Origin of the sequence: Streptomyces sp. SID5643 (genome assembly GCF_009872555.1) — a bacterium.
Lineage (GTDB): Bacteria > Actinomycetota > Actinomycetes > Streptomycetales > Streptomycetaceae > Streptomyces > Streptomyces iakyrus.
Map to the genome: position 1 here is coordinate 1 of NZ_WWIC01000189.1, position 22824 is coordinate 22824.

The following is a 22824-nucleotide window of genomic DNA, read 5'->3' on the forward strand; positions in this document are numbered from 1 at the left end:
GTGCGCGCGTCGGCGCGCTGTCCACGACGCGCCGCCGCGACCGGCTGCACCGGACCTGCCTCGTCAACGGCGCCCGGACAGCGTCCGGGCCAGGTAAGGGGCCGTCCGGCTCTCCGGTGACCGGGCGACGTCCCGCGGCGGGCCCGCTGCCACGATGCGCCCGCCCGCGTCGCCGCCGCCGGGGCCGAGGTCGATCACCCAGTCCGCGCGGGCGACGACGGACATGTCGTGCTCGACGACGACCACGGTGTGCCCGGCGTCGACGAGGCCGTGCAACTGGCGCATCAGGACGTCCACGTCGGCCGGGTGGAGGCCCGTCGTGGGTTCGTCGAGGAGGTAGAACGTGTGGCCGCGCCGGCCGCGTTGCAGTTCGCTCGCCAGCTTGATGCGCTGGGCCTCGCCGCCGGAGAGCTCGGTCGCGGGCTGGCCGAGGCGCAGATAGCCCAGGCCGACATCGAGCAGGGACGCCAGACTGCGGGCCACGGCCGGGGTGTCCGCGAAGAACTCCGCCGCGCTCTCCACCGTCAGATCCAGCACCTGCGCGATGTTCCGCCCCCGGTACGTCACTTCCAGCGTCGACGGGTTGTAGCGGGCCCCGCCGCAGTCCGGGCACGGCGCGTACGTGCTGGGCAGGAACAGCAGCTCCACGCTGACGAACCCCTCGCCCTGGCAGGTCTCGCAGCGCCCGCCCGCCACGTTGAAGGAGAACCGCCCGACGCCGAAGCCGCGTTCGCGGGCCCCGTCGGTGGCCGCGAACACCTTGCGTACGACGTCGAAGAGGCCCGTGTAGGTGGCGAGGTTCGAGCGCGGAGTGCGGCCGATCGGCTTCTGGTCGACCGAGACCAGCCGGCCCACGCCGGGCGAGTCCTGCGTGATCTCGCCGATGAGCGTGGACTTGCCGGAGCCGGACACCCCCGTGACCGCGGTGAACACGCCGAGCGGGAACTCCGCAGTCACCCCGCGCAGGTTGTGCCGCGTGACCGGGCCGGTCTTGAGCCACCCGGTCGCCTCGCGCACCTCCCGAGCGGGGGCGGGGGAACGGTCGAAGAGGTAGCGGGCCGTCGCCGATTCCGCGGCATCGGCCAGCTCGGCCACGGGGCCGCTGTGCAGCACGCGCCCGCCGTGTTCGCCCGCCGCCGGTCCCACGTCGACCAGCCAGTCGGCGCCCCGCATGACGTCGAGGTGGTGCTCCACCACGAACACCGAGTTCCCGGACGCCTTCAGCCGCTCCAGCACGGTGAGCAGCGCCTCGGTGTCCGCCGGGTGCAGTCCGGCCGACGGCTCGTCGAGGACGTAGACGACGCCGAACAGTCCGGAGCGCAGCTGGGTGGCGAGGCGCAGGCGTTGCAGTTCCCCCGGGGAGAGGCTGGGGGCGGGCCGGTCGAGACTGAGGTAGCCGAGGCCCAGCTCGACGACCGGCGCGATCCGGGACCGCAGGTCGTCGGTGAGGACCCGGGCGGCCTCCGAGGTCCCGTCGAGACCGGCGGCCAGCTCCGCCAGCGGCACTGCCGCCAGCTCGGCGATGGTCCGGCCGCCGAACGTCACCGCCAGGGCCTCGGGGCGCAGCCGGCTGCCGCCGCAGGCCGGGCAGGGCGCGCTGGTGAGGAACCGCTCGGCCTTGGCCCGCAGGGCAGGGCTCTTGGACTCCGAGAACGTCTTCATCACGTACCGGTGGGCGCTCATGTACGTGCCCTGGTACGGACGTTGGATGCGGTCGGCGTCCCGCACCGGGTGCACCGTCACCACCGGCTGCTCGTCCGTGAACAGGATCCACTCCCGCTCGCGGGCGGGCAGTTCCCGCCAGGGCCGGTCCACGTCGTGGCCCAGCGCGTCGAGGATGTCCCGCAGGTTCTTGCCCTGCCAGGCGCCCGGCCACGCGGCGATCGCCCCGTCGCGGATCGTCAGCGACGGGTCGGGGACCAGCAGCTCCTCGCTCGTACGGTGCACCTGCCCGAGCCCGTGGCACTGGGGGCAGGCCCCCGCCGCCGTGTTGGGCGAGAAGGCGTCGGAGTCGAGCCGTTCGGCGCCCGGCGGATAGGTGCCGGCCCGGGAGAACAGCATCCGCAGGGAGTTGGAGAGGTTGGTGACCGTGCCGACGGAAGAGCGGGAGGTAGGGGCCGCCCGGCGCTGCTGGAGCGACACGGCCGGCGGCAGGCCGGTGATCTCCCCGACCTTCGGCGCGCCGACCTGGTGGATCAGCCGGCGCGCGTACGGCGCGACCGACTCGAAGTAGCGCCGCTGCGCCTCCGCGTAGATCGTGCCGAACGCCAGCGACGACTTCCCCGAGCCGGACACGCCGGTGAACACGGCCAGCACGTCCCGGGGGATGTCGACGTCGATGCCCTGGAGGTTGTGCTCGCGGGCTCCGCGGACACGGACGAACGGGTCATGGGGGTCGCGGTCGTGCATGGGAGACGACTCTAACCGGAGGTGATCGCGGCCAGCCGCCGGTAGGAGTCCAGCAGGGCCTCGCGGTCGTACGTGCTGGTCGTGACCAGCACCTCCTGGGCGCCCGTCTCCTTCACCACCGTCTCCAGTTCGTGCGCCACCTGCTCCTCGGTCCCGGCGATGTGACCGGTCAGGCCCGCCTCGTAGAAGTCCCGCTCCTTGCCGGTCATCGTGAGGGCCTCCACACGCTCGGCGGGCGGCAGCGGCGGGAAGGTGCCGCGGGTGCGGGAGCGGGCCATCGACCAGGCCTCGGGGATCAGCAGCCGCCGGGCCTCCTCGGGGGTGCCGGCCACGGCGATCGTGCCCGAGATGACGACGTACGGCTCCGGTGCCCAGGCGGAGGGGCGGAAGTGGCCACGGTAGTGGTCGATGCCGCGCCGCATCTTCTCGCGGTTCCTGAGGTCCCCGATGACCATGGGCAGGCCCGCGCGGGCGGCGATGCCGGCGCCCTCGCCCATGGCCAGGACGAACGGCGGCACTTTCAGGCCCTCGGCGGGGCGGGCGTGCACCCCGGTGGGGGAGGTGCCCCGGAACCAGCCGAGCAGCTCCGCGAGCTGGGCCTCGAAGTCCTCGGCGTCACCCTTGTCACGGCCCAGGGCCCGGCGCACCCCGTCCGTGAAGCCGACGGACCGGCCGAGGCCCATGTCGATCCGCCCGGGGAACAGCGACTCCAGCACCCCGAACTGCTCGGCGACGACCAGCGGCCGGTGGTTGGGCAGCATCACCCCGCCGGTGCCGACCCGGATCGTCCGGGTGGCGCCCGCGACGGCGGCGGCCAGCACGGTCGGCGCGGAACCGGCGACCCCGGGCACGCCGTGGTGTTCGGAGACCCAGAGCCGGTGGTAGCCGAGCCGCTCCAGCTCCTGCGCCAGCCGCACGGTGTCGCGCAGCGCCTCGGGGTGGGTGTGCCCCTCGCGGGTGCGGGAGCGGTCGAGGACGGACAGGCGCACGGGATCCATACCAGGTTCTACGCCGGGCGGGGCCGCCGGTATTCCATCGCCCCTCGGCGACCACCGCCGGAAAACCGGGTGACCGCGTCCCGGCACGTCAGCACAATGTGCCGGTATCCAGAAGCGAAAGGCGGCCGACCGTGACCGTCCCCAACATCCTGCTCTCCGGCATCGTCGGATCGACCGCCTACGGTCTCGCCCGCCCGGGTTCGGACATCGACCGCCTCGGCCTCTTCGCCGCGCCCACCGAGGAGCTGCACGGTCTGCGCCGGCCGAAGGAGTCGCACGTCGGCACGGCTCCGGACCGCACTCTGCACGAGGCCGCCAAGTGGTGCCGGCTGGCCCTCGGCGGCAACCCGACCGCGATGGAGCTGGTGTGGCTCCCCGACGACCTGTACGAGGTGCGCACCCCGCTCGGCGACGAGCTCATCGGCATCCGTACGGCCTTCCTGAGCGCCAGGCGGGTCAGGGACGCCTACCTCGGCTACGCCACCCAGCAGTTCCGGCGGCTGGAGACGCGCGGTGACGGGTCGTTCTCCCCCGACACCCGGGGGCGCACCGCGAAGCACGCCCGGCATCTGAAACGGCTGTGCGCGCAGGGCCTGGAGCTGTACACCACCGGGCGGCTGACGATCCGCGTCGCGGACCCGGAGGGGTACCACGCCTTCGGCGAGCGCGTCGCCGCCGACCCGTCGGAGGCCCTGCCGCTGCTCAGGCACTACGAGGAGGCCTTCCATGCAGGGCCCACGGCGCTGCCGGACGAGCCCGACGAGGCGCCGGTGGAAGCCTGGCTGCGCCGGGTCCGCGCGCACTTCCTCGCCGGGGCGGCGCACTCAGCCGTCGGGGCGTAGCAGCCCGCGCTCGTAGGCCCTGACCAGGTTCTGCGGGACGAGGTGACGCACGCCGTCGACGGTCACGGGGACCAGCGTGGGCGTGGCCGCCTTCCACTGGGCGCGGCGGTGACGGGTGTTGCTGCGGGACATCTTCCGCTTCGGGACAGCCATGGACTCCTCCTCGGTGGGACGGGCACCGAGGACGCTACATGAAAATGGATCCCATTAACAATGTACGTCCACGGCGCCCGGCCGCCGTTGTCCCGGGATGCGGGTCAGTCGTTGGCGCCCACGAGCATCCGCACCTCGAACTTCTCGTGTGCGGAGACGTCTTCGGCCGGCCCCTTGTCCAGCACCGTGCCGAACCAGCCCAGGAGGAAGCCCACCGGGATGGAGACGATGCCGGGGTTCTGGAGCGGGAACCAGGCGAAGTCGGCCTCGGGGTAGAACGAGCCCGGGGTCGATGAGACGACCGGGGAGAAGACGGCCAGCAGGACGGAGCAGAGCAGTCCGCCGTAGAGGCTCAGCAGGGCGCCCTTCGCGCTGAAGCGCCGCCAGAAGAGGGTGTAGACGATCGTCGGCAGGATCGCGGACGCGGCGATGGCGAAGGCCAGGAAGGCGAGCGTCGCGGTGTTCGCCCCCCAGGCGACGAGGGCCAGCAGGATGCCGAGAACCCCGATGACCGCCCCGGACAGCCGGGCGACGGTCAGCTCCTCGGTCTCGGTCGCCCGGCCCTTGCGGATCACCTCGCTGTAGAGGTCGTGCGCCAGGGAGGAAGCCGCGGCCAGGGTGAGACCGACCGCCACGGCCAGCAGCGTCAGGTACGCCAGGCAGGTCAGCAGCGCGGTCAGGACACTGCCGCCCAGCTCGTGGGCGAGCAGCAGGACGGAGGCGTTGCCGGTGCGGTCCGTGCTCTCGATGGTCTCCCGCCCGAGCAGCGCGGTGGCGCCGAGCCCCATGATGCCGGCCCCGAAGCAGACGGCGCCGACCAGCCCGACGGCCCACAGCACGGAGGAGCGCAGCACGCCGCTGTTGCGCGGGGTGAGCAGCCGCATCAGCACGTGCGGCAGGGCGGCGAGGCCGAGCACGATGGCCAGTTCGAGACTGAGGAAGTCCAGCTTGTTGCTGACGGTGCCGCCGTAGCGCAGCCCCGGTTCAAGGAAGCTCAGGCCCGAACCGCTGCGCTCGGACGCCCTCTCCAGCAGCGCGTTGGGGTTCCAGTCGAAGTGGTGCAGCACCCAGCCCGCGGTGAACAGCACGCCCACCACCAGCATCACGGCCTTGATGACCTGGATGACCGTCGCGCCCGGCATGCCGCCGAGGGAGGCGTACAGGATCACGAAGGCGCCGATCACCACCACGCACAGGGTGCGGGTGCTGCCGCTCGGAGCACCGGTGAACTGGGTCAGCAGGGCGACACTGCCCACGAGTTGGGCCACCAGGTAGAGCGTGGTGATGGCCAGGATGCAGACCGCCAGCGCGACGCGGACCGGCCGCTGCTGCCGCGGCAGGCGCAGCGCCACCGTGTCGCCGAGCGTGAACCTGCCCGTGCGGTGCAGGGGTTCGGCGATCAGCAGCAGCACCATCATCCAGGCGACGGTGGTGCCGCCGAGGTACATCAGCCCGTCGTAGCCGGTCAGGGCGACCAGCCCGGTGCTGCCCAGCAGCGTGGCGGCGGACAGGTAGTCGCCGCACATGGCGAGGCCGTTGCGCAGCGGGGACATGGCCCGGTTGCCGAGGTAGAACTCGCTGATCTCGTCCCGCTGAGGAGCCGTCAGCAGGGCCATGAACAGGGTGATCACGACCACGGTCAGGAACAGGACGAACGTCAGCTGCAGACTGCTGTCGTCGATGGCGGCGGCGGTCACCACGTACGGAACCCCCTCGCGCCGTGCCGGAGCGGCTGCCCGGCCCCCTGCGGTGGCGCCGTCGTACGGGCGCGACGGCTCCCGGTCTCGTGCAGCCGGGACTTCAGGCCGCGGGCGATCGGATCGACGCGGGTGCGCATGTGCCGGGCATAGCACCACGCGGTCACGCCCATGATGACGAACTGCCCGAGACCAAGGGCGAGTCCGACCGTGAGGCGGCCGGACAGCGGCTGGTTCATCAGCGCGGGCACGAAACTCGACAGCAGTACGTACAGCAGGAATCCACCGACGGACAGGACCGTCGCGCGGATGCCGAACCGGCGCTGCGCGCGACGCAGAGAGTGGAATTCGGGATGGTCGGATATACGAGACGGCGGAGTATGTTCGATGTGCGGAAGCGGGAATGTGGGAGTGTCGTCCCGCCTCGGTGGATATTCGGGCACAGGCGCACCTTCTTCGCTGCATCGTGCCCCGCACTCGACCCCGTCGGGTCAGTGGACGCGTCCGGTTTTCGGGCAGGGGGGAGGGGTGCCGGACACGCGGTGGGGGTGCGGGCTCTGTGGGGGGCGTGAATCCGGAAAAACCCACTGCTCGGATTCACATGGACGGCCTCGGGGTTCTGTGTGGAGATCCCCGGTCAGCCTCGGCCGCGGGTGGTGGCGAGGCTGAGAGCGGAGTATGTCAGTGCCGTCCTTGAGCCATCAACTGTGAGGGTGAATCGACCCGCGTACATGGCTTGTTCATGCGTGCTGTCTCACCTGCGCACGGCGCGGGGACCCCTTACGCTGGGCGGCGTGAGCGACGACCGCAGCAAGGCCCCGCTGGCCGTGTTCGACCTGGACAACACCCTCGCCGACACCACGCACCGGCAGCGGTTCCTGGAACGCAGGCCGAAGGACTGGGACGGGTTCTTCTCGGCCGCGCCCCAGGACCCGCCGGTCCCGGAGGGCGTCGCGCTGGTCCGGGAGAGCGCGCGGGAGTGCGAGATCGTCTACCTCACCGGGCGGCCCGAGCGCTGCCGGCGCGACACGCTGGACTGGCTCGCCGCCCAGGGGCTGCCCGAAGGGCGCGTGCACATGCGGCGGGACGCCGACCGGCGTCCCGCCCGGTTCACCAAGCTGGAGATCCTGCGACGGCTCGCGCGCACCCGCGAGGTCCGCGTCCTCGTGGACGACGACGAGCTGGTCTGCGCGGACGCCCGGCGCGCGGGGTTCACCGTCGTACGGGCCGACTGGGTGACCCGGTCCGCCGAGATGAAGGCGGCGCAGGAGCGCGAAGGGCGGACCTGAGCACTACTCCGACTCGTCGAGGCGGAAGCCCACCTTGAGGCCCACCTGCCAGTGCGCGATCTGCCCGTCCTCCAACTGGCCGCGCACCTGCGTCACCTCGAACCAGTCCAGGTTGCGCAGCGTCTGCGAGGCCCGGTCGATGCCGTTGCGGATGGCCTGGTCGACGCCGTCCGGTGAGGTGCCGACGATCTCCGTGACCCGGTAGGTGTGGTTCGACATGCCGCTGCTCCTCTTCCCCTGACGTTCCTGTGACGGGAGTGTCACGCGTCATTCCACCGTGCCCCAAGCGGCGGCGAAGCGCGAGACGTCGTCTCCCGCCGCCGCCCGGGGCCCGGCAGGGTCAGCGCGCCACGCTCAGCGACAGCGCGAACCGGCCCGCGCCGTCCGTCCACCAGCGGGCCGGCTCCAGTCCCGCCGCGGACAGTTCGGTGCGCACGCCTTCCTGCCGGAACTTCGCCGACACCTCGGTGCGCATCTCCTCGCCCGCCGCGAAGTCGACGGCGAGGCCGAGCGCCGGCACCTTCACCGTCTGCGCAGCACGGGAGCGCAGCCGCATCTCGATCCACTCGTGCCCGGCGTCCCACCGCGCCACATGGTCGAACGCGGCGGGATCGAAGTCGGCGCCCAGCTCGCGGTTGATCACGGTCAGGACGTTCTTGTTGAACGCGGCCGTCACCCCGGCCCCGTCGTCGTACGCCCGGACCAGCACCTCCTCGTCCTTGACCAGGTCCGTCCCCAGCAGCAGGGCGTCGCCCGGGGCGAGCAGGCCGCGCACGGACGCCAGGAACGCGGCGCGTTCGGCGGGCAGCAGGTTGCCGATGGTGCCGCCGAGGAACGCCACCAGCCGGGGCCCCGGCGTGTCCGGCAGGGTCAGTTCCGCGGTGAAGTCGGCGATCAGGGCGTGCACGTCCAGGTCGGGCCGCTCGGCGGCGAGCGCCTGACCGGCCTGGCTGAGGGCACTCCCGCTGACGTCGACCGGGACGTAGGTGTGCAGGTCCGTGAGGGCGTCGATCAGGTGCCGGGTCTTCTCCGAGGAGCCGGAGCCGAGCTCGACCAGGGTCCTGGCCCGGGTGGCCGCGGCGATGTCGCCGGCGTGCGTGAGGAGGATCTCCCGCTCCGCACGCGTCGGGTAGTACTCCGGCAGTTCCGTGATCTTCTCGAACAGGTCGCTGCCGTGGGCGTCGTAGAACCACTTCGGCGGCAGGGTCTTGGGGTGTCCGGTCAGACCCCGGTGGACGTCGGCGCGCAGCGCGGCGTCCGTGGCGTCCTCGGGCAGGGTGCGGGTGACGTGGAACGGGCTCACGTACGGGGCTCCTTCGGCGCGGGGGAGGGCACGGAGGCGTCGGCCGGGTCCTTGAGCGGCGTGAGCAGCACGTCGGTGCGGCTCGCCGCGAGCAGGGTGCGGTCGGGGACCTCCTGCCAGTGCGGATCGTCGTCGTAGGGCTCGGAGGCCACGGCGGTGCCGCCGCCGGGCCGGGTGAGGTACCACAGGGTGTCGCCCCAGGCGGTGGCGGTGATGGTGTCGCCGTTGGTGAGGAGGAGGTTGAGCCGGGAACCGGGGGCCGCGGCGGCGACCTCCAGGACCGTGTCGGCCATCGCCTGGCCCTCCGTGTCGCCGCTGCGCAGCCGGGCCAGCACCAGCGCCCAGACGAGCGCCGAGTCGTTGCGGGCCTCCAGCGACAGCAGATCCTCGTGCGGCAGCGTCCGGGACACCGTGGCCAGTGAACCGGGCCAGCCCCTCACCGCCCCGTTGTGGCTGAACAGCCAGGTCCCCGCCGCGAACGGGGCCGCCGCGGCCTCCGCGTCGGCCCCCGACAGGGTCGCGTCCCGCACCGCGGCGAGCAGTGCGGTGGACCGTACGACCCGGGCGAGGTCGGCGAAGGACAGGTCCGCCCAGACGGGCCCGGCCCGGCGGTAGCGGGCGGGCACCGGGTCGCCCTCCGCGTACCAGCCGACGCCGAAACCGTCGGCGTTGACCGTCCCGTACTTCTGGTGCCGGGGCGCCCACGACTGCCGGTACAGCCCGTGCGGGGGCTCCACGAGGAGCCGGCCCAGCGCTTCCGCGGGCCCCACGTACGCCACATGACGGCACATCAGGCGTCCTCCGAACGGGCCGTGCGGAAGCCGGCGAAGATCTGCCGCCGGATCGGGTAGTCCCAGTTGCGGAAGGTGCCACGGCAGGCCACCGCGTCCACCGCGAACGAACCGCCGCGCAGCACTTTGTGGTCGGGCCCGAAGAAGACCTCCGAATACTCCTTGTACGGGAACGCCCTGAACCCCGGGTAGGGCAGGAAGTCGCTCGCCGTCCACTCCCACACGTCGCCGATCAACTGCCGCACACCGAGCGGCGACTCGCCGGCCGGGTAGCTCCCGGCGGGTGCCGGACGCAGGTGCCGCTGACCGAGGTTGGCGTGCTCGGGTCCCGGGTCCTCGTCGCCCCACGGGTAGCGCATCGAGCGGTCGCCGGCCGGGTCGTGCCGGGCCGCCTTCTCCCACTCGGCCTCCGTGGGCAGCCGGCGTCCCGCCCAGCGGGCGTAGGCGTCGGCCTCGTACCAGCACACGTGCAGCACCGGCTCGTCCGGCGGGACGACCTCGGTGACACCGAACCGGCGCCTGAGGAACTGCTGTCCGTCGCGCCGCCAGAACAGCGGGGCGTCGATGCCGTGCCTGCGGATGTGCGCCCAGCCCTCGGGTGCCCACCAGCGCGGGTCGTCGTAGCCGCCGTCCTCGATGAACGCCCGGTAGGCGCCGTTCGTCACCGGAGTGGTGTCGATGTGGAAGGGCGCCACGTCCCGCCGGTGCGCGGGGCGTTCGTTGTCCAGCGCCCACGGCTCGGCGGAGGTTCCCATGGTGAACGGCCCGCCGGGTACGAGGACTTCGGCCGGGCCGGTGAACAGCGGCACCGGCTCCGGGTCCGGGGCGGTCAGCGCCTGCGGTCCCTTGCGCAGCTGATGGGTGATCAGCATGGTCTCGTCGTGCTGCTGCTCGTGCTGCGCGATCATCCCGAAGGCGAACCCGGCCTCCGTCAGCCGCGTCCCGTGGAACGCGGCCCGCTCCAGCACGTCAAGGGCCCGGCCGCGCACATCGGCCGCGTACGTCCGGGCCTCGGCCGGCGACAGCAGGGGCAGCTTCGGCCGCTCGGCACGCGGGTGTTCAAAGGCGTCGTAGAGGCCGTCTATCTCGGGGCGTATCGCCTCGTGCCCGGCGACGGCCCGCAGCAGCCACTGCTCCTCCTGGTTGCCGATGTGCGCGAGGTCCCACACCAGCGGCGACATCAGCGGCGAGTGCTGCGCGGTCAGGTCGGGATCCTCCACGCAGCTCGTCAGCAAAGTGGTGCGGTCCCGGGCCACGATCAGTGAGGCGACCGCCCGCTCGCGGAGCACCTCGGGGTCGACCGCCCCGGCGTCGACGGTGGGTTCGGTGTCGGTCATGGGCGGAAGTCCTTCCCGTGGGCGCGACCGTCCGTGCCGCGCTGTCGGTCGAGCAGGTCGTCGGCGGGGCAGCGGCCCAGGACGACGTAGCGGTCCAGATGGGCCGTGACGGCCTCGATGACCTCGGGGGCGGCGCCGAGCCGGGGCAGGGCGTCCAGCGCGGTCGTGAAGCACGTGACGGCCACCTCGCGCAGTTCCGCGTCGGCCAGTCCGCCGCGGGCCGCGTCGAGCCACAGCGGGTTGTGCGGCGCGGGCAGTCCCAGCGTCCGCTCGGCCAGCGGTTTCACGGCCCGGTAGGCGGTCTCGGTGGCCTCCGGGTCGTCGAACAGCGCCGCGGTCACGGCGAGCGGCACGATCCAGCCGTCGTCCCCGGGCTGCGCGTCGATCATGCGCAGTTCGAGGTGGCCGCGCGGCCTGACCGGCGGGAACAGCGTCGTGACGTGGTAGTCGAGGTCCTCCCGGGTGGGCGGCCGGGGGGCGCCCGTGCGGATCCAGTCCCGGAAGGTGAGGTCCTCGGGGACGTCCCAGGGCCCGCGGTCCCGGCGGACGCACATCACGGGAGAGTCCAGCACGTGCCGGGCCCAGGCGGCGCGCGGGTCGGTGTCCAGCCGCGGTCCGCCCGCCCGTCCGGCGCCGATCCGGGTCCACATCAGCTGCCGGGTGGAAAGCCAGCCGGTGGGACGGTGCCCGGCGAGCGGCGAGTTGGCGAACGCGGCCACCAGGACCGCGCCCAGATGGTGGGCCAGCCACCAGCGCCGCACCAGGCCGAGCGGCCCGGGCTCCTCGTGACCGGCGTCCAGGCACACCTGCACGGAGGCGGAGGTGCACATCATGGCGCGGCCGGCGGGACCCGTGCGGTCCAGGCACGCCTCCATGGCGTCGTAGCGCCGTTGGCGCAGGAACCTGCGGGGTTCGTGCCAGGGATCGTGGCCGAGGCCGACGAGGGCGAGGCCGTCGTCGCGCAGAACCGCGCGGACGGCGTCGAGGTCGGCGGAGACGGTGCTCACGCACTCCATCAGCGAGGCGGCGGGGGGCGAGCTCAGCTCCAGCTGGCCGCCGGGTTCCACGGTGAGCGCCGACCTCAGGGGCACGGTGCGCAGTGCGGCGTAGGCCGCTTCGAGTCGCTCGGGTGTGACAGGGAGCTGCGGTGCGCGCAACTCGTGGACGAGCCATTCCACCTCGACACCGAGGCGGCGGGGAGGGCCGGTCTTGAAGCAGATGCCGCGGACCAGGGCCTCGACCTCGGCTTCGGACAGTGACGTGCGCGGCCGGGTACAGCCGCCTACCGAATCGGACATGTCGGGATCCTCCTGAGATTCCACCATGCCACCGGTCCGGGCTCCTCGGCGGCCCGGGCCGGGATCACTCGTCCCACCCAAGACGCTCCTGTCGCTCGGCACAAGGGGGCGAACCGGGGCGTTCCCGGTCGGTCACACGGGTCGGCCCCGAGTTTCCAAGGGCTTTCCCGGGCGTTCTCCGGTGGCGAAAACTCTGTTGCCCCGAAGATCCGGCATCACCCACCATGCCTGCGTGAGCACGACAAGAAGGGCCACGCGGCACGCGGTCACGGCGACTACGGGGGTGGCGCCGTGAGCGCGCGCCTGCGCGGTATCGCGCAGGAGACCGAGCAGATCGTCGAGGCCGGGGGCTACCGCGCGCCGGACGGGCGCGAGGTCTCGATCGCGGCGGAACTGCGCGCGGCGCGCGAGGGCACACGCCTGTACGGGCCGGAACCGGTGCCGGTGTCCGCCGATCGGGTGACCGGGACGCGCGAGACGCTGGTGGAGGTCACGGACGAGAGCAGCCTGGCGGCCGCCCGCCGACTGGGCGGGCTTGTGGCCGTGCTGAACTTCGCCTCGGCGAGGAATCCCGGCGGTGGCTATCTGAACGGCGCCCAGGCTCAGGAGGAGGCCCTGTGCCGGGCCTCCGCGCTGTACACGTGCCTCCTTCAGGCCCGCACCTTCTACGACCACCACCGGGCCCACCGCGACCCGTTCTACTCGGACCGTGTCATCCACTCACCGGCCGTGCCCGTCTTCCGCGACGACCGGGGCGGCCTGCTGGCCGAGCCGTACACGGCCGGCTTCCTGACCTCGCCCGCACCCAACGCGGGCGTGGTGCTGCGCACGGCGCCCGAACGGGCTTCCGAACTGCCGCGGGCTCTCGCGGTCCGGGCCGAGCGCGTCCTGGAGACGGCCGCGGCCCACGGCTACCGCCGGCTCGTCCTGGGCGCCTGGGGCTGCGGGGTCTTCCGCAACGACCCCGCGCAGGTGGCGGAGGCCTTCCGGGCCTTGCTGGAGCCGGGTGGCCGGTTCGCCGGGACCTTCGAGCACGTGACGTTCGGGATCCTGGACCGGACGCGGGGCCGTGCGGTGCTGAGCGCCTTCGAGGACACGTTCAGCTCCAGCCGTGGCGCTCCCGCAGCCGGCGCCTGACCGCGCACCGGACGTCCGTCGGCTGCCTTCCGCACCCGCAAGGGTGATCTCCCGGGCGCCCGGTGCACACCGCCGAGGACCAAGCGCCAGGGAAGGCGGCGGAGTGAGACGACCCCGGCCGACCGGCACCTGCCCCACCGGAAAGCTCCGCAACCGCGACCGTATCGCCGCCCTCCTCGCCCTCGGCCGCATCGACAACACCGACCCCCGGCGCGGCGAGGCACGCGTCTGCCGATCCCCCCGCTGCCGCGGCTGGCACCTCACCGGCAAGCCACCGCAGGGCAACCGATGGCCATCCGCCGACGCGGTCTCCTCGGTCACCAGCGGCCCGGGCCCGAAGGCTCCGAAGGCCACGACGGCCCACCAGCGCGGAGGAGATCCGCCGGACGGGGCGTTCAGCTCCAGCCGTGGCGCTCCTGTAGCCGGCGTCTGACCAGGTTGAACCGCATGCGGTCGAGGGCGCAGGCCTCGCGGCGCATGCCGTCCTCGTGCAGGCGCAGCACCCGGTCCACGTCTACCCACGAGTCCCGGCCCGTCCGGTCCCACGGCCCGGCGCCGATCGGCACCCACTCCCGGTCGCCGTCGTGCCGCTTGCTGGACAACTGCACGGCCAGGAAGGTGCCGCCCGGCTCACGGGCGACCACCAGCACCGGGCGGTCCTTGCCCCGGCCGTCGTTCTCCTCGAAGGGCACCCACGTCCAGACGACCTCCCCGGGGTCGGGGTCGCCGTCGTGCGCGGGGGAGTACTCCGTCCGCACCCGGCCCACCTCGCGCGGGTCGGCCTGGACGGTGGCGGAGGGGCCGTGACGGCCGGGGACGTTCTCGTCGGCAAACGTGCTCACGGGGGCACCTTAGAGGCCGCCCCCGCGGGCACGCCGTCCGGGTCACTTGTCGTCCACCGGCACCTTCTGCACCTGACTGACGAACTCGAACCGGTTCTCGGCGAGTTGCCGGGCCGCGACGGCCTCCTGGTCGTCGGCCGGGGCGGCGGCGCGGGCCTTGATGGCCTCCGCGTCCGCGAGTCCCTTCGCCTTGGCCAGGCCCCTGGGCCCGGGCCCCGATCGTCCCGGTGGCCCGCCCATGAGCCCGACCATCGACGCGTCCGCCATGAGCACGTACGGTCGCTCAGGCGGCGGCGGAACGAGCCGTGACCGGCGGCGACGGCCACTTCTCGGCCCAGCGCAGCTCCGCCTCCAGTTGGGCGGCCACCTGCACGAGCAGCGGCTCGCTGTCGGCCGGGCCCAGCAACTGCGCGCCGACCGGCAGTCCGTCCGGCGTGAACCCGGCCGGCACGTTGACCCCGGGCCAGCCCAGCACGTTCCACGGCCAGGCGTACGGGCAGGCGGCGATCATCGCCCGGTCGGTGGCGAACCCGCTGAGTTCGAGCAGGGCGCCGATCCGGGGCGGGGGAGCGGCGGTCGTCGGCGCGAGCACGACGTCGTAGGAGGCGAAGAAGGAGCCGATGCGCCGGTGCAGCGTGCTCTCCGCACGCCGGGCCGCCCGCAACGGGGCACCGCCGAGCAGCCGGCCCAGCCGGGCCGCGTCGCGGGTGCGCCGGTCCAGCAGCGCAGGGAAGGGAGCCTCGCCCACCCGCTCGGCGATCCCGGCCGTGGCGCGCGGCACAAATGTCAGCCCGATCTGCCCGTACGGTGGATCCGCCTCCTCGACGAAGTGCCCCAGGGCGGCGAGCCGTTCGGCCAGTTCCACCACCCGGGTCCGCACCTCGGGCAGGAGCCGGGCGGGCACCGCCGTGAAGGGCGGCTTGAGGGAGAGCGCGATGCGCAGTCGCCCGGGGTCGCGGCCTACGGCCCCGGACACGTCGAGGGCCGGGGGCTGGTGCGGATCCTGGGCGTGGTTGCCGCTCGCCGCGTCCAGCAGCAGGGCCGCGTCGGCGACCGTACGGGCCAGGGTGCCGTTGACGGTGATGCCCTGGAAGGACTCCCCGCGCGGCCACGTCGAGACCCGGCCGCGCTGCGGCTTGATGCCGACCAGATGCGTCCAGGCGGCCGGGATCCGCACCGAGCCGGCGCCGTCCGAGCCGAGCGCGGCGGGCACCAGGCCTGCCGCGACCGCGGCGGCCGACCCGCCCGAGGAACCGCCGGGCGTGTGCTCCGTGCTCCACGGGTTGCGGGTCGCGCCGAAGGCCGGCCCCTCGGTGAAAGGCCACTGCCCGAACTCGCAGGTGTTGGTCTTGCCGATGATCACGGCTCCGGCCGCGCGCAGCCGCCGCACCGCCTCACCGTCCTCGGCGACCGGCGGGAACTCCCCGCAGCAGCCGAACGCGGTCGGCTCACCGGCCACGTCCATGTCGTCCTTCACGGCGACGGGGACGCCGAGCAGCGGCCCGCGCGCGCCCGGGGACGCCAGCTGCCGGTCCGCGGCGTCGGCCTCCGCGAGCGCGGCTTCGGCCCGGACGATCCGGAAGGCGTTGAGGCTCCCCTGGGACGCCTCGATCCGCGCCAGTGTCCGCTCGACCAGCGCCCGCGACGTCACCTCCCCGGCGGCCAGTGCACGGGCGGTCTCCGCCAGGCCTTCGGAACGGTCGAGCGCCATACGGACACCTCCGGGATCGGCTGTCTACCGAACGGTAACGTCCGGTGGCCGGTGGCGGAATGCCGACGACAGGAGTGTAAGTCCGCCCTCCGGCCACGGCCTCCTCACCGGGCACAGCGACCCCTGCTCAAACCATTGACGGCCTGTCCCGCCGCCCTTACGTTCTGAGCCCCCACTCACGATCGATGTTCCGAACCTTGTTCGAAATGTCGAATCCCGGTGTCCGCAGGGAGAACCGTCCGTGACCTCACACCCCGCCGCCCCGTCCCGCCGCACGCTGCTGCGCGCCCTGGCCGCCCTGCCCGCCTCGGCGGTCCTGCTCGGCGAGACGCCCGGACTCCTCGGCACCGCCCTGGCCGCCGCGCCCCCGAACGGCTCGGCCACCCGCTACACCATCATTCCGTTCCTCAACAGCAACGACGGCACGGTCAACGTCTACCAGTCGGACGACGCAACGGACTTCCGGCTGCTGCGCTCCTCCGCGTACACCCCGCCCGCGAACCGGATCCGTGACGCCTCCGTCATCAGGCACACCGACGGCTACTACTACGTCACCTACACCACCCACACCTGGCAGGACCCCAGCACGACCATCGGATTCGCCCGCAGCTCCGACCGCGTCAACTGGACGTTCCTGTACGACTACACCGTCCCGGTCGCGGGCCTCTCCCGTGCCTGGGCGCCCGAGTGGTTCGTCGACAGCGACGGCAGCGTGAGCATCATCGTGTCCTGCTCCACCACGAACGACGAGTGGATCTTCACGCCGTACCTGCTGCGGGCCACGAACGCGGCCCTGACGGCGTGGAGTTCACCCGTCGCCCTCTCCGGCATCGGTGCCAACCACATCGACACGTTCATCGTGAAGACCGGTTCGACGTACCACGCCTTCCCGAAGAACGAGACGACGAAGTACATCGAGTACGCCACGGCCTCGAACCTCACCGGCCCGTACACCATCCGCCGGACCGGCGACTGGGCGGGCTGGGGCAGCTACCGCGAAGGCCCCGCCCTGGTCCGGCTGGACAACGGCGGCTGGCGCATCTTCTTCGACGGCTACGGCGACGGGAACTACTACTACAGCGACAGCTACGACACCTTCGCCACCTGGTCGGCCCCGGCCGCACTGCCCGCGATCTCCGGCACAGCACGGCACTTCACGGTCGTCAAGGAGACGGTCGCGGGCGGCCCGGCCCTGGCCCGGAACGTCACGCGCTCCTTCCGTTCGGCCAACTACGCCACCCGCTACTGGCAGCAGCAGTCCTCACTGCTCAACCTCCCCGTGGTCAGCGCATCCAGCACCACCGCCGAAAAGCAGGCCGCCACCTTCACGGTCGTCGCCGGCCTCGCCGACGGCAGCGGCTGCTCCTTCCGTGACGCCGCCGGCAACTACCTGCGCCACTGGGACTTCCGCGCCCGCTTCGCCCCGAACGACGGCACGAGCGCCTTCGCCAAGGACGCCACGTTCATCCTCCGGGCGGGTACGGCGTCGGGTTCCGTCCGCTTCGAGTCGTACAACTACCCGGGTCGCTACCTGCGGCACTACGCCTACCAGCTCCGCGTGGAGAGCTCCGACGGGACGGACCTGTTCCGGCAGGACAGTTCGTTCGTGCCGGTGACGGCCTGGGCCTGAGCGATGCCACCGGCCTCAGCCGACGTCGAACACGTTCGGCAGGCGGAGGCGGTACCGGGTGCGGTCGTGCCGCTTGAACGCCTCCAGTTCGGGGGCCCGGTACAAGGGGGTGACCGTGCACCGCTCGGCGGTCGAGCCGGTCTCGTCCAGGAGGGCGTTCACGGCCTGGCGGGCCGAGGAGTTGGCGCCCTCCATGGTGGCCAGGTCGATGGGCACGGCCACGTAGTCGCCGGCCAGGAAGAGGTTGGGGATCCTCGTGGCCGACCGCGGGCGGTGGTGGAAGGTCCCCACCGGGTGGATCAGCAGTTGCTCCTCGTTGACCGGGTGCGGAGTGCCCAGTCCGTCCACAGCCGGATCGAGGAACCAGGAGTGCAGCACGGAGTCCTTGAGGACCGTACGGCCGCTGTCGTTGAGCGCCGCCTTCAACTGCGCCCACACCTCGCGGGCGACTTCGGTACGGGTGCACTGCTTGGCCGTCTTGCCGTACAGGATGCCCGGGCGGTCCCACTCGGAGACGTCCACGGACAGGCAGTCCGCGACCGTGCCGTCGCCGAAGTCGGCCGGGAAGTCGTGGCCCGGCCAGTGCTGGGCCTGGGCGATCGCGGTCAGTGACCACGGGGAGTCGATGAGGTTGAGGTGACCGTGCAGGATCGGCGTCCGTTCGGTCAGATAGAACTGGATGCCGGTCATCCAGTCCGTCTCCAGCCGGTCGCACGCGGCCAGTTGGGGGTCGGCGGCGCGTACGGCGGAGTTCCAGGTGCGGCGGGCGTGCTCGACCGGCATCGCCGAGATGTAGTGGTCGGCGGTGACGGTCCGGCGCGCTCCTCCCGGTTCCTCCACGACGGCTCCGGTGATCACGCCCCCGCCCAGGGTCAGGTCCCGTACGGTCCAGCCGACGCGGAACTCGACCCCGAGTGACGTCAGGTACGTCACCCAGGGGTCGATCCAGGCCTCGTTGGTGGGCGCGTTGAGGATCCGGTCCAGCGGTCCGTCCGCGCCCCGGCCGAGCAGGTTGAAGACGAAGGCCTCCATCAGGGTGGCGACCGTACGGGTGCTGGCCTCCTCGGCCTTGGTGGCCACGATGTTGCGGGTGATGCCGACGGCGAGGATCCGCCGGTAGTCGTCGGACATCCGCCCGGCCCGTACGAAATCCCACCACGGCGTCCGCTCCCACACGTCGTCACGGCGCTCGTCGCAGCTGGTGAGGAAGACCAGGAAGCGGCTGGCGAAGTAGAGGGCCTCGTGGAGGGGGAGGTTGAAGGCCGTGTCCAGGAGCGCGGTGAGGGCCCGGCGGATCTCGTCGGGGGTGAGATCGGCCGGGGTGTTGCCGGGCCAGGAGAGCGGGATCCGGATGTCCTCACGTCCTCCCGACCGGGCGAACAGCATCTCCTTCGGGGCGACGAGGTTGTCGTGGACGCCGCCCGGGTTGCCGGGGAACGGGATGCGCCGCATCGTGTCGGGCAGGTTGTGGTAGATGCCGGGGATGAAGCGGAAGCCGTGCTCCCCCGGCAGGGGGCGGCGCCCGCCCGTGCCGCTGCCCGGTACGTCCATGCTGCGGGCCTTGCCGCCCAGCGCCTTGCGCTCGTAGACGGTGACCCGGAAGCCCCGCTCGGCGAGTTCGTGCGCGGCCGTGAGCCCGGCGACACCCCCGCCCAGTACGGCCACGCTCTGTGCCGCCGCGCCGTTCTCGGCCGAGGCCCGCTGGGCCGTTGCGAGGGCGAGCCCGCCGGTTGCCGCGGCGGTGCCCAGGAATCTTCTGCGCGTGGTGCCGCTCATCTCCACCCCTTACCGTCGGTAACACCGGCGCACGAGGATAGGGGTGAGGCGGCCAACCCGGAAGGCGGGAAGCGGTCTTGGCTTGATGCCGCCGCACCGGCGGCATCAAGGAGGCCGGGCCGTCACGGCCCCCGCGAAGCGCGGCAGGGGGATGTGACGGCCCGGCTGGAGGGGGTCAGCGGGTGAAGGTGACCCGGTGCTCCTTCAGCGAACCGCAGTTGGAGCCGTACACCTGCACGTACGTGTTGGCGATGCTGCCGCCCCAGTCGACGCAGTGGCCCTTGCCGTAGGCGTACACCGGTCCGGCGTACGACGTGAACCGGCCCTCGTCGTAGTGGCCCTCCTCGGTGTCCGGCACGTAGATCCAGGCGGACATGTCCACGGCCGTGCCCGGGTTGTTGCGGATGGTCGCGACGCAGTTCTTGCCGTTGGAGGCGTTGTAGGTCAGGTAGACGGTCCCCAACGAGCCGACGGTCGCCGAGTTGACCGTCTTGTAGCTGCTGCCGCAGACCTTCTGCGGTGTGGTGTTGGGCGCGGCCGAGGCCGGCGACGCCATGGCGGTCATGGTTCCCACCGACAGCGCCGCCACGGCGGACGCGGCCAGAACGGAACGGGTGAATCGCATATTTCCCCCTTGCAACTCTTCGAGGTGGTTGCTCCTGCATGGTGTGACCCTCGGGGCAGGCAAAGGGTTGTGCGTCAGTTCGCAGGAAAGGCAGAGGAGTTCAGGGTGAGTGCGGGCGCCGGGTGCGTGCCGTCACGGTGAGTGCCCGAGCGTTCCCATTCCTCGTCTCTTTTACTCGTGAGTCACGTGTGGCACACGCGAGATCCAGAGGATCTGTGCAGGGGTGTCACACGGGCTGCACACCGTCCTTTCAAAGTCTCGTTAGCGTTACGGCTCGATCCCACGTGCGAACGTGAACAGGCGCGGCCGGCGAGCCGCCGGAACAGCCAGATCGGGAAAACCACACATGGACTACTGCTCGTCGTGCCGTCGGCACCTCAACGGCGCCCTGGTCTGCCCGGGGTGCGGCGCCTACGCCCCGGACATCGACCCCTGTGCCGTCGCCGGCCGGCCCGGCCCGGCCCCCGCGCCCGCCACGGCCCCGGGCGGACCGGCCACCTGGGAGTACCCGGCCGCCACCGGCACGTGGCACGACGGCACCCTGTGGGACGAGGGCCACGCGCCTGCGCACGAGGATCCCGGCCCCGGCCCGTCCGACGCGTACGACTCCCCGGACGCGGAAACGGACACCGGCACGGACACCGACACGGCCGAGGGCTTCGAGGCCCGGCCGCAGGGGCGGGCGGCCCGGCGTCGCCAGCTGGCCCGCTGGAAGAAGAACCAGCGCCGGGCCGTGGTCGCGACGGCGGTCGCGCTCGTCGGAGGCGGTCTGACCGTCGCCGCGATGAACGGGAACGCCAAGCCCGGCGTGCAGGCGGCCACGACGCCGCAGGACACGACCATGGGCGGCTCCGTGGGAGAGGCGCCGACGGACGCCGAACCGACGTCGAGGCAGGCCGGCACCCCGCGCTCCGGGGCCACTCCCACCACTCCGTCGCACGCCGACCGCGCCTCGCGCCACCAGCGGGCCAGGGCCGCCGACCCCCGCACCACGCCGGCCGGCACGCGGGCGGACGCGGCCGCCGCGCCCCGCGAGCTGCCGCTGACGACCCCGCCCCGGCGCAAGACCGCCACCGACACCGTCGACACGGCCACCGGCGACGCCGCTTCCACCGCGTCGGACGCCACCGAGCCGACGACGGCGCCGGCCGCCGGGTCGGGCTCGGACGCGCAGCAGCCGACGTCCCCCTCGACACCCCCGCCCGCGGCGACCACTCCGCCCGAGACGTCTCCCTCCGACACCAAGCCCAAGGAACTCTGCCTGCTCGTCATCTGCCTCGGCTGAGGGCGCACGGCCGCCGGCAACCGGTGGCCGCGCGCAGCCGCCCCGCCGGACCGGAACCACGAGGCGCCCTACGCCCGTCTCCCAGCTCGTCGCTCAACGCCGGCAAGCCGCCCCCTCCGGGACGGCCCCGCCGGCTCCGCGGCAAGCGGAAGCCGACCGTACAATCCTCGCGACCAAATCGGGGGCGACATCAGCGGGGGAGTCCGCGTGGAAACGATCATCGTGCAGTTGCCCGGTACCACCCAGTGGGGTGCGGAGGAGACGGGCAGTCCCGAACTGATCCACCTGGGACCGGGGGACATCGCGGACTTCGGACGCGGCGGGGCGGGAGTGCGCATCGTGCTCAACGACCCCGGAATCTCCCGCCGGGCCGGGCAACTGGAAGCAGCGGGCGACTACTGGCGGCTGTCCAACTTCAGCCGCAGCGTGTCGTACGTGGTGGAGAACCTGGAGGGGGCAGGCGAGTACATCACCGTCGCACCCGGGCGGCTCGGGGCGCCCGTGCCCTTCGAGTTCTCCCGCGTGGTGCTGCCCGCCCTGTCCGGCACCGCCACGTTCAAGGTGTTCGCACCCCAGCACGCCTATCTCGGCGAGCAGTCGGTGCCCGGCGGCGGCGAACAGACCGTCCACCCCTTCGCCCTGGACCCGACGTCGAAGTACTTCCTGGTCCTGGTCGCCCTGTGCGAACCCCGCCTGCGCGACCCCTCCGACTCGGCACTGCCCGGCGTCGGCCAGATCGTGGAGCGGCTGCGGCCCCTGGAGTCCTGCCGGGACCTGACCCGCTCCGCGGTCAACTACCACATCGACTACCTGGCCTTCGCCAAACTGCGCCTGGACCTCGGCGAGGAAGCGACGACCGCGGCCGACGGCGGCCGCACCGGCGCCAAGCGCACCCGGCTCGCCTCCGTCGCCCTGCGCTTCGGTCTGGTCGGCGAGGAGCACCTCGGCCTGTTGCCGCCCCGCGGCGCGGGCCGCCTCACCGACCAGCAGGAGGCCCGGGCATGACGACGCCGGAGGAACGGGACGACGAACTGGAAGCGCCCCGCCCGCCCGGTCTCCCGGAGGGCTTTCGCATCGAGGGCTGGGAGGTGGGCGCGGTCATCGGCTCCGGCGGGTGGGGAACCGTGTACGAGGCCCGGACGGTCACCGACGGCACGCCCGTCGCGGTGAAGGTGCTCCCGACCGGAGCCCTGGGGCCCGGGCAGCGCGCGGCGCTCGGTGAACTCGTGGCGCGGGAGGTCCGGTTCAGCGCGGAGGCCGACCACCCCCACCTCGTCCGCACCCACGCCGTGTGCACCGTCGAGGCGCCGGAACTGCCTGCCCTGGACGGTGCGATCGCGCTGGTCATGGACCGGGCCGAGGCCAGCCTGAAGGACGTACTGGACGCCGCCGCGACGGGCGGGCCGATCGCGGACGCCGACCGCGTCCTGCGCGGAGTCGCGGCCGGACTGGCCCACATGCACGATGCCGGCTGGGTGCACGGCGACCTCAAACCCGCCAACGTGCTGCTGGGCCCCGACGGCGAGGTGTGGCTGGCGGACTTCGGTCTCGCAGCCGAACTCGACGGCACCCACGCCCACTTGCCGCCGCTCGGCACCCTCGACCACCTGCCGCCCGAGTGGTGGTCCCAGCGCACCGGCGCCCAGGGCGCCGTCGTCCGGCCGACCGCCGACATCTGGGCCTTCGGCGTCCTCGCCCACC

23 protein-coding genes are annotated in these 22824 nt (G+C 72.6%); 8 read left to right on the forward strand and 15 right to left on the reverse strand.

Features of this window, described 5'->3' with window-relative positions; all coding sequences use genetic code 11:
* Positions 1–63: 63 nt before the first annotated feature.
* Positions 64–2409: an ATP-binding cassette domain-containing protein gene (locus tag GTY56_RS21520; RefSeq protein ID WP_161366994.1), complete on the reverse strand. Its 2346-nt coding sequence runs from the start codon at positions 2407–2409 to the stop codon at positions 64–66.
* A gap of 11 nt (positions 2410–2420) precedes the next feature.
* Entirely contained in the window at positions 2421–3407 is a 987-nt protein-coding gene (locus GTY56_RS21525; protein WP_161366995.1) for an LLM class flavin-dependent oxidoreductase, read from the reverse strand.
* Between the two features lie 131 nt (positions 3408–3538).
* On the opposite strand from GTY56_RS21525, the gene GTY56_RS21530 reads away from it, so the two are divergent.
* Positions 3539–4249: a nucleotidyltransferase domain-containing protein gene (locus tag GTY56_RS21530; RefSeq protein ID WP_524540124.1), complete on the forward strand. Its 711-nt coding sequence runs from the start codon at positions 3539–3541 to the stop codon at positions 4247–4249.
* Here GTY56_RS21530 and rpmF read toward each other — a convergent pair.
* The 3 genes from rpmF to GTY56_RS21545 all read right to left on the reverse strand — a co-directional run bounded on the left by rpmF (position 4232) and on the right by GTY56_RS21545 (position 6542).
* Positions 4232–4402: a 50S ribosomal protein L32 gene (rpmF, locus tag GTY56_RS21535; RefSeq protein ID WP_031108795.1), complete on the reverse strand. Its 171-nt coding sequence runs from the start codon at positions 4400–4402 to the stop codon at positions 4232–4234. The genes GTY56_RS21530 and rpmF overlap by 18 nt on opposite strands.
* 104 nt (positions 4403–4506) lie before the next feature.
* The gene (locus GTY56_RS21540; protein WP_161366997.1) at positions 4507–6102 is read right to left on the reverse strand and encodes a sodium:solute symporter family transporter; all 1596 of its coding nucleotides are present in this window, start codon (positions 6100–6102) and stop codon (positions 4507–4509) included.
* Positions 6096–6542 carry a DUF485 domain-containing protein gene (locus GTY56_RS21545; RefSeq protein WP_161366998.1) on the reverse strand — a complete coding sequence of 149 codons (447 nt, stop codon included), beginning with the start codon at positions 6540–6542 and terminating at the stop codon, positions 6096–6098. Before GTY56_RS21545 ends, GTY56_RS21540 begins: the two co-directional genes overlap by 7 nt.
* A 351-nt stretch (positions 6543–6893) precedes the next feature.
* Here GTY56_RS21545 and GTY56_RS21550 point away from each other — a divergent pair, with 351 nt between their 5' ends.
* On the forward strand, positions 6894–7388 hold the full coding sequence (locus tag GTY56_RS21550; RefSeq protein ID WP_161366999.1) for a phosphatase domain-containing protein: 495 nt from the start codon (positions 6894–6896) through the stop codon (positions 7386–7388).
* A gap of 3 nt (positions 7389–7391) precedes the next feature.
* On the opposite strand, the gene GTY56_RS21555 is transcribed toward GTY56_RS21550, so the two are convergent.
* The 5 genes from GTY56_RS21555 to egtA form a co-directional block, all read right to left on the reverse strand.
* Positions 7392–7607 carry a dodecin gene (locus tag GTY56_RS21555; RefSeq protein WP_033307910.1) on the reverse strand — a complete coding sequence of 72 codons (216 nt, stop codon included), beginning with the start codon at positions 7605–7607 and terminating at the stop codon, positions 7392–7394.
* Positions 7608–7728: 121 nt separating this feature from the next.
* Positions 7729–8691 carry an L-histidine N(alpha)-methyltransferase gene (gene egtD, locus GTY56_RS21560; protein ID WP_161367000.1) on the reverse strand — a complete coding sequence of 321 codons (963 nt, stop codon included), beginning with the start codon at positions 8689–8691 and terminating at the stop codon, positions 7729–7731.
* Entirely contained in the window at positions 8688–9482 is a 795-nt protein-coding gene (egtC, locus tag GTY56_RS21565; protein ID WP_161367001.1) for an ergothioneine biosynthesis protein EgtC, read from the reverse strand. The genes egtD and egtC overlap by 4 nt, the downstream gene beginning before the upstream one ends.
* Positions 9482–10819, reverse strand: coding sequence for an ergothioneine biosynthesis protein EgtB (egtB, locus tag GTY56_RS21570; RefSeq protein WP_161367002.1), 1338 nt, complete (start codon positions 10817–10819; stop codon positions 9482–9484). Before egtB ends, egtC begins: the two co-directional genes overlap by 1 nt.
* A complete protein-coding gene (gene egtA / locus GTY56_RS21575; protein ID WP_161367003.1) occupies positions 10816–12117 on the reverse strand; it encodes an ergothioneine biosynthesis glutamate--cysteine ligase EgtA in 1302 nt (433 codons plus the stop codon). The genes egtB and egtA overlap by 4 nt, the downstream gene beginning before the upstream one ends.
* 291 nt (positions 12118–12408) lie before the next feature.
* On the opposite strand from egtA, the gene GTY56_RS21580 reads away from it, so the two are divergent.
* Positions 12409–13254, forward strand: a complete 846-nt coding sequence (locus GTY56_RS21580) for a TIGR02452 family protein (RefSeq protein ID WP_161367004.1) — start codon at positions 12409–12411, stop codon at positions 13252–13254.
* Positions 13255–13357: 103 nt separating this feature from the next.
* Positions 13358–13687, forward strand: a complete 330-nt coding sequence (locus tag GTY56_RS21585) for a hypothetical protein (protein ID WP_161367005.1) — start codon at positions 13358–13360, stop codon at positions 13685–13687.
* On the opposite strand, the gene GTY56_RS21590 is transcribed toward GTY56_RS21585, so the two are convergent.
* The 3 genes from GTY56_RS21590 to GTY56_RS21595 are packed head-to-tail and all read right to left on the reverse strand — an operon-like array spanning position 13650 to position 15807.
* Positions 13650–14096 carry a type II toxin-antitoxin system PemK/MazF family toxin gene (locus tag GTY56_RS21590; RefSeq protein ID WP_161367006.1) on the reverse strand — a complete coding sequence of 149 codons (447 nt, stop codon included), beginning with the start codon at positions 14094–14096 and terminating at the stop codon, positions 13650–13652. The genes GTY56_RS21585 and GTY56_RS21590 overlap by 38 nt on opposite strands.
* 42 nt (positions 14097–14138) lie before the next feature.
* Positions 14139–14363, reverse strand: coding sequence for a hypothetical protein (locus GTY56_RS40010; RefSeq protein ID WP_202510550.1), 225 nt, complete (start codon positions 14361–14363; stop codon positions 14139–14141).
* A 16-nt stretch (positions 14364–14379) separates the two neighbouring features.
* Complete coding sequence (locus GTY56_RS21595) at positions 14380–15807, reverse strand: amidase (RefSeq protein ID WP_161367007.1); 1428 nt, start codon at positions 15805–15807, stop codon at positions 14380–14382.
* Between the two features lie 241 nt (positions 15808–16048).
* On the opposite strand from GTY56_RS21595, the gene GTY56_RS21600 reads away from it, so the two are divergent.
* A complete protein-coding gene (locus GTY56_RS21600) occupies positions 16049–17437 on the forward strand; it encodes an AbfB domain-containing protein (RefSeq protein ID WP_161367008.1) in 1389 nt (462 codons plus the stop codon).
* A 15-nt stretch (positions 17438–17452) separates the two neighbouring features.
* Here GTY56_RS21600 and GTY56_RS21605 read toward each other — a convergent pair whose 3' ends face one another.
* Both GTY56_RS21605 and GTY56_RS21610 read right to left on the reverse strand, forming a co-directional pair.
* On the reverse strand, positions 17453–19213 hold the full coding sequence (locus GTY56_RS21605; protein ID WP_161367009.1) for a hydroxysqualene dehydroxylase: 1761 nt from the start codon (positions 19211–19213) through the stop codon (positions 17453–17455).
* Between the two features lie 175 nt (positions 19214–19388).
* The gene (locus GTY56_RS21610) at positions 19389–19838 is read right to left on the reverse strand and encodes a spore-associated protein (protein ID WP_161367010.1); all 450 of its coding nucleotides are present in this window, start codon (positions 19836–19838) and stop codon (positions 19389–19391) included.
* Between the two features lie 346 nt (positions 19839–20184).
* Here GTY56_RS21610 and GTY56_RS21615 point away from each other — a divergent pair, with 346 nt between their 5' ends.
* From GTY56_RS21615 to GTY56_RS21625, 3 genes are all read left to right on the forward strand, one after another.
* The gene (locus GTY56_RS21615; protein ID WP_161367011.1) at positions 20185–21123 is read left to right on the forward strand and encodes an SCO2400 family protein; all 939 of its coding nucleotides are present in this window, start codon (positions 20185–20187) and stop codon (positions 21121–21123) included.
* Between the two features lie 207 nt (positions 21124–21330).
* The gene (locus GTY56_RS21620; protein WP_161367012.1) at positions 21331–22128 is read left to right on the forward strand and encodes a serine/threonine protein kinase; all 798 of its coding nucleotides are present in this window, start codon (positions 21331–21333) and stop codon (positions 22126–22128) included.
* The coding region (locus GTY56_RS21625; RefSeq protein WP_161367013.1) for a serine/threonine-protein kinase at positions 22125–22824 on the forward strand (700 nt) is incomplete at its 3' end. The genes GTY56_RS21620 and GTY56_RS21625, both read left to right, overlap by 4 nt.

What these genes read in the sequence shown, in the direction of transcription:
- rpmF (WP_031108795.1), bottom strand. Translation starts at nt 4,402, where the DNA reads ATGGCTGTCCCGAAGCGGAAGATGTCCCGCAGCAACACCCGTCACCGC.
- GTY56_RS40010 (WP_202510550.1), bottom strand. Translation starts at nt 14,363, where the DNA reads ATGGCGGACGCGTCGATGGTCGGGCTCATGGGCGGGCCACCGGGACGA.
- egtA (WP_161367003.1), bottom strand. Translation starts at nt 12,117, where the DNA reads ATGTCCGATTCGGTAGGCGGCTGTACCCGGCCGCGCACGTCACTGTCC.
- egtC (WP_161367001.1), bottom strand. Translation starts at nt 9,482, where the DNA reads ATGTGCCGTCATGTGGCGTACGTGGGGCCCGCGGAAGCGCTGGGCCGG.
- egtB (WP_161367002.1), bottom strand. Translation starts at nt 10,819, where the DNA reads ATGACCGACACCGAACCCACCGTCGACGCCGGGGCGGTCGACCCCGAG.
- GTY56_RS21605 (WP_161367009.1), bottom strand. Translation starts at nt 19,213, where the DNA reads ATGAGCGGCACCACGCGCAGAAGATTCCTGGGCACCGCCGCGGCAACC.
- GTY56_RS21610 (WP_161367010.1), bottom strand. Translation starts at nt 19,838, where the DNA reads ATGCGATTCACCCGTTCCGTTCTGGCCGCGTCCGCCGTGGCGGCGCTG.
- GTY56_RS21615 (WP_161367011.1), top strand. Translation starts at nt 20,185, where the DNA reads ATGGACTACTGCTCGTCGTGCCGTCGGCACCTCAACGGCGCCCTGGTC.
- GTY56_RS21555 (WP_033307910.1), bottom strand. Translation starts at nt 7,607, where the DNA reads ATGTCGAACCACACCTACCGGGTCACGGAGATCGTCGGCACCTCACCG.
- GTY56_RS21595 (WP_161367007.1), bottom strand. Translation starts at nt 15,807, where the DNA reads ATGGCGCTCGACCGTTCCGAAGGCCTGGCGGAGACCGCCCGTGCACTG.
- GTY56_RS21520 (WP_161366994.1), bottom strand. Translation starts at nt 2,409, where the DNA reads ATGCACGACCGCGACCCCCATGACCCGTTCGTCCGTGTCCGCGGAGCC.
- GTY56_RS21525 (WP_161366995.1), bottom strand. Translation starts at nt 3,407, where the DNA reads ATGGATCCCGTGCGCCTGTCCGTCCTCGACCGCTCCCGCACCCGCGAG.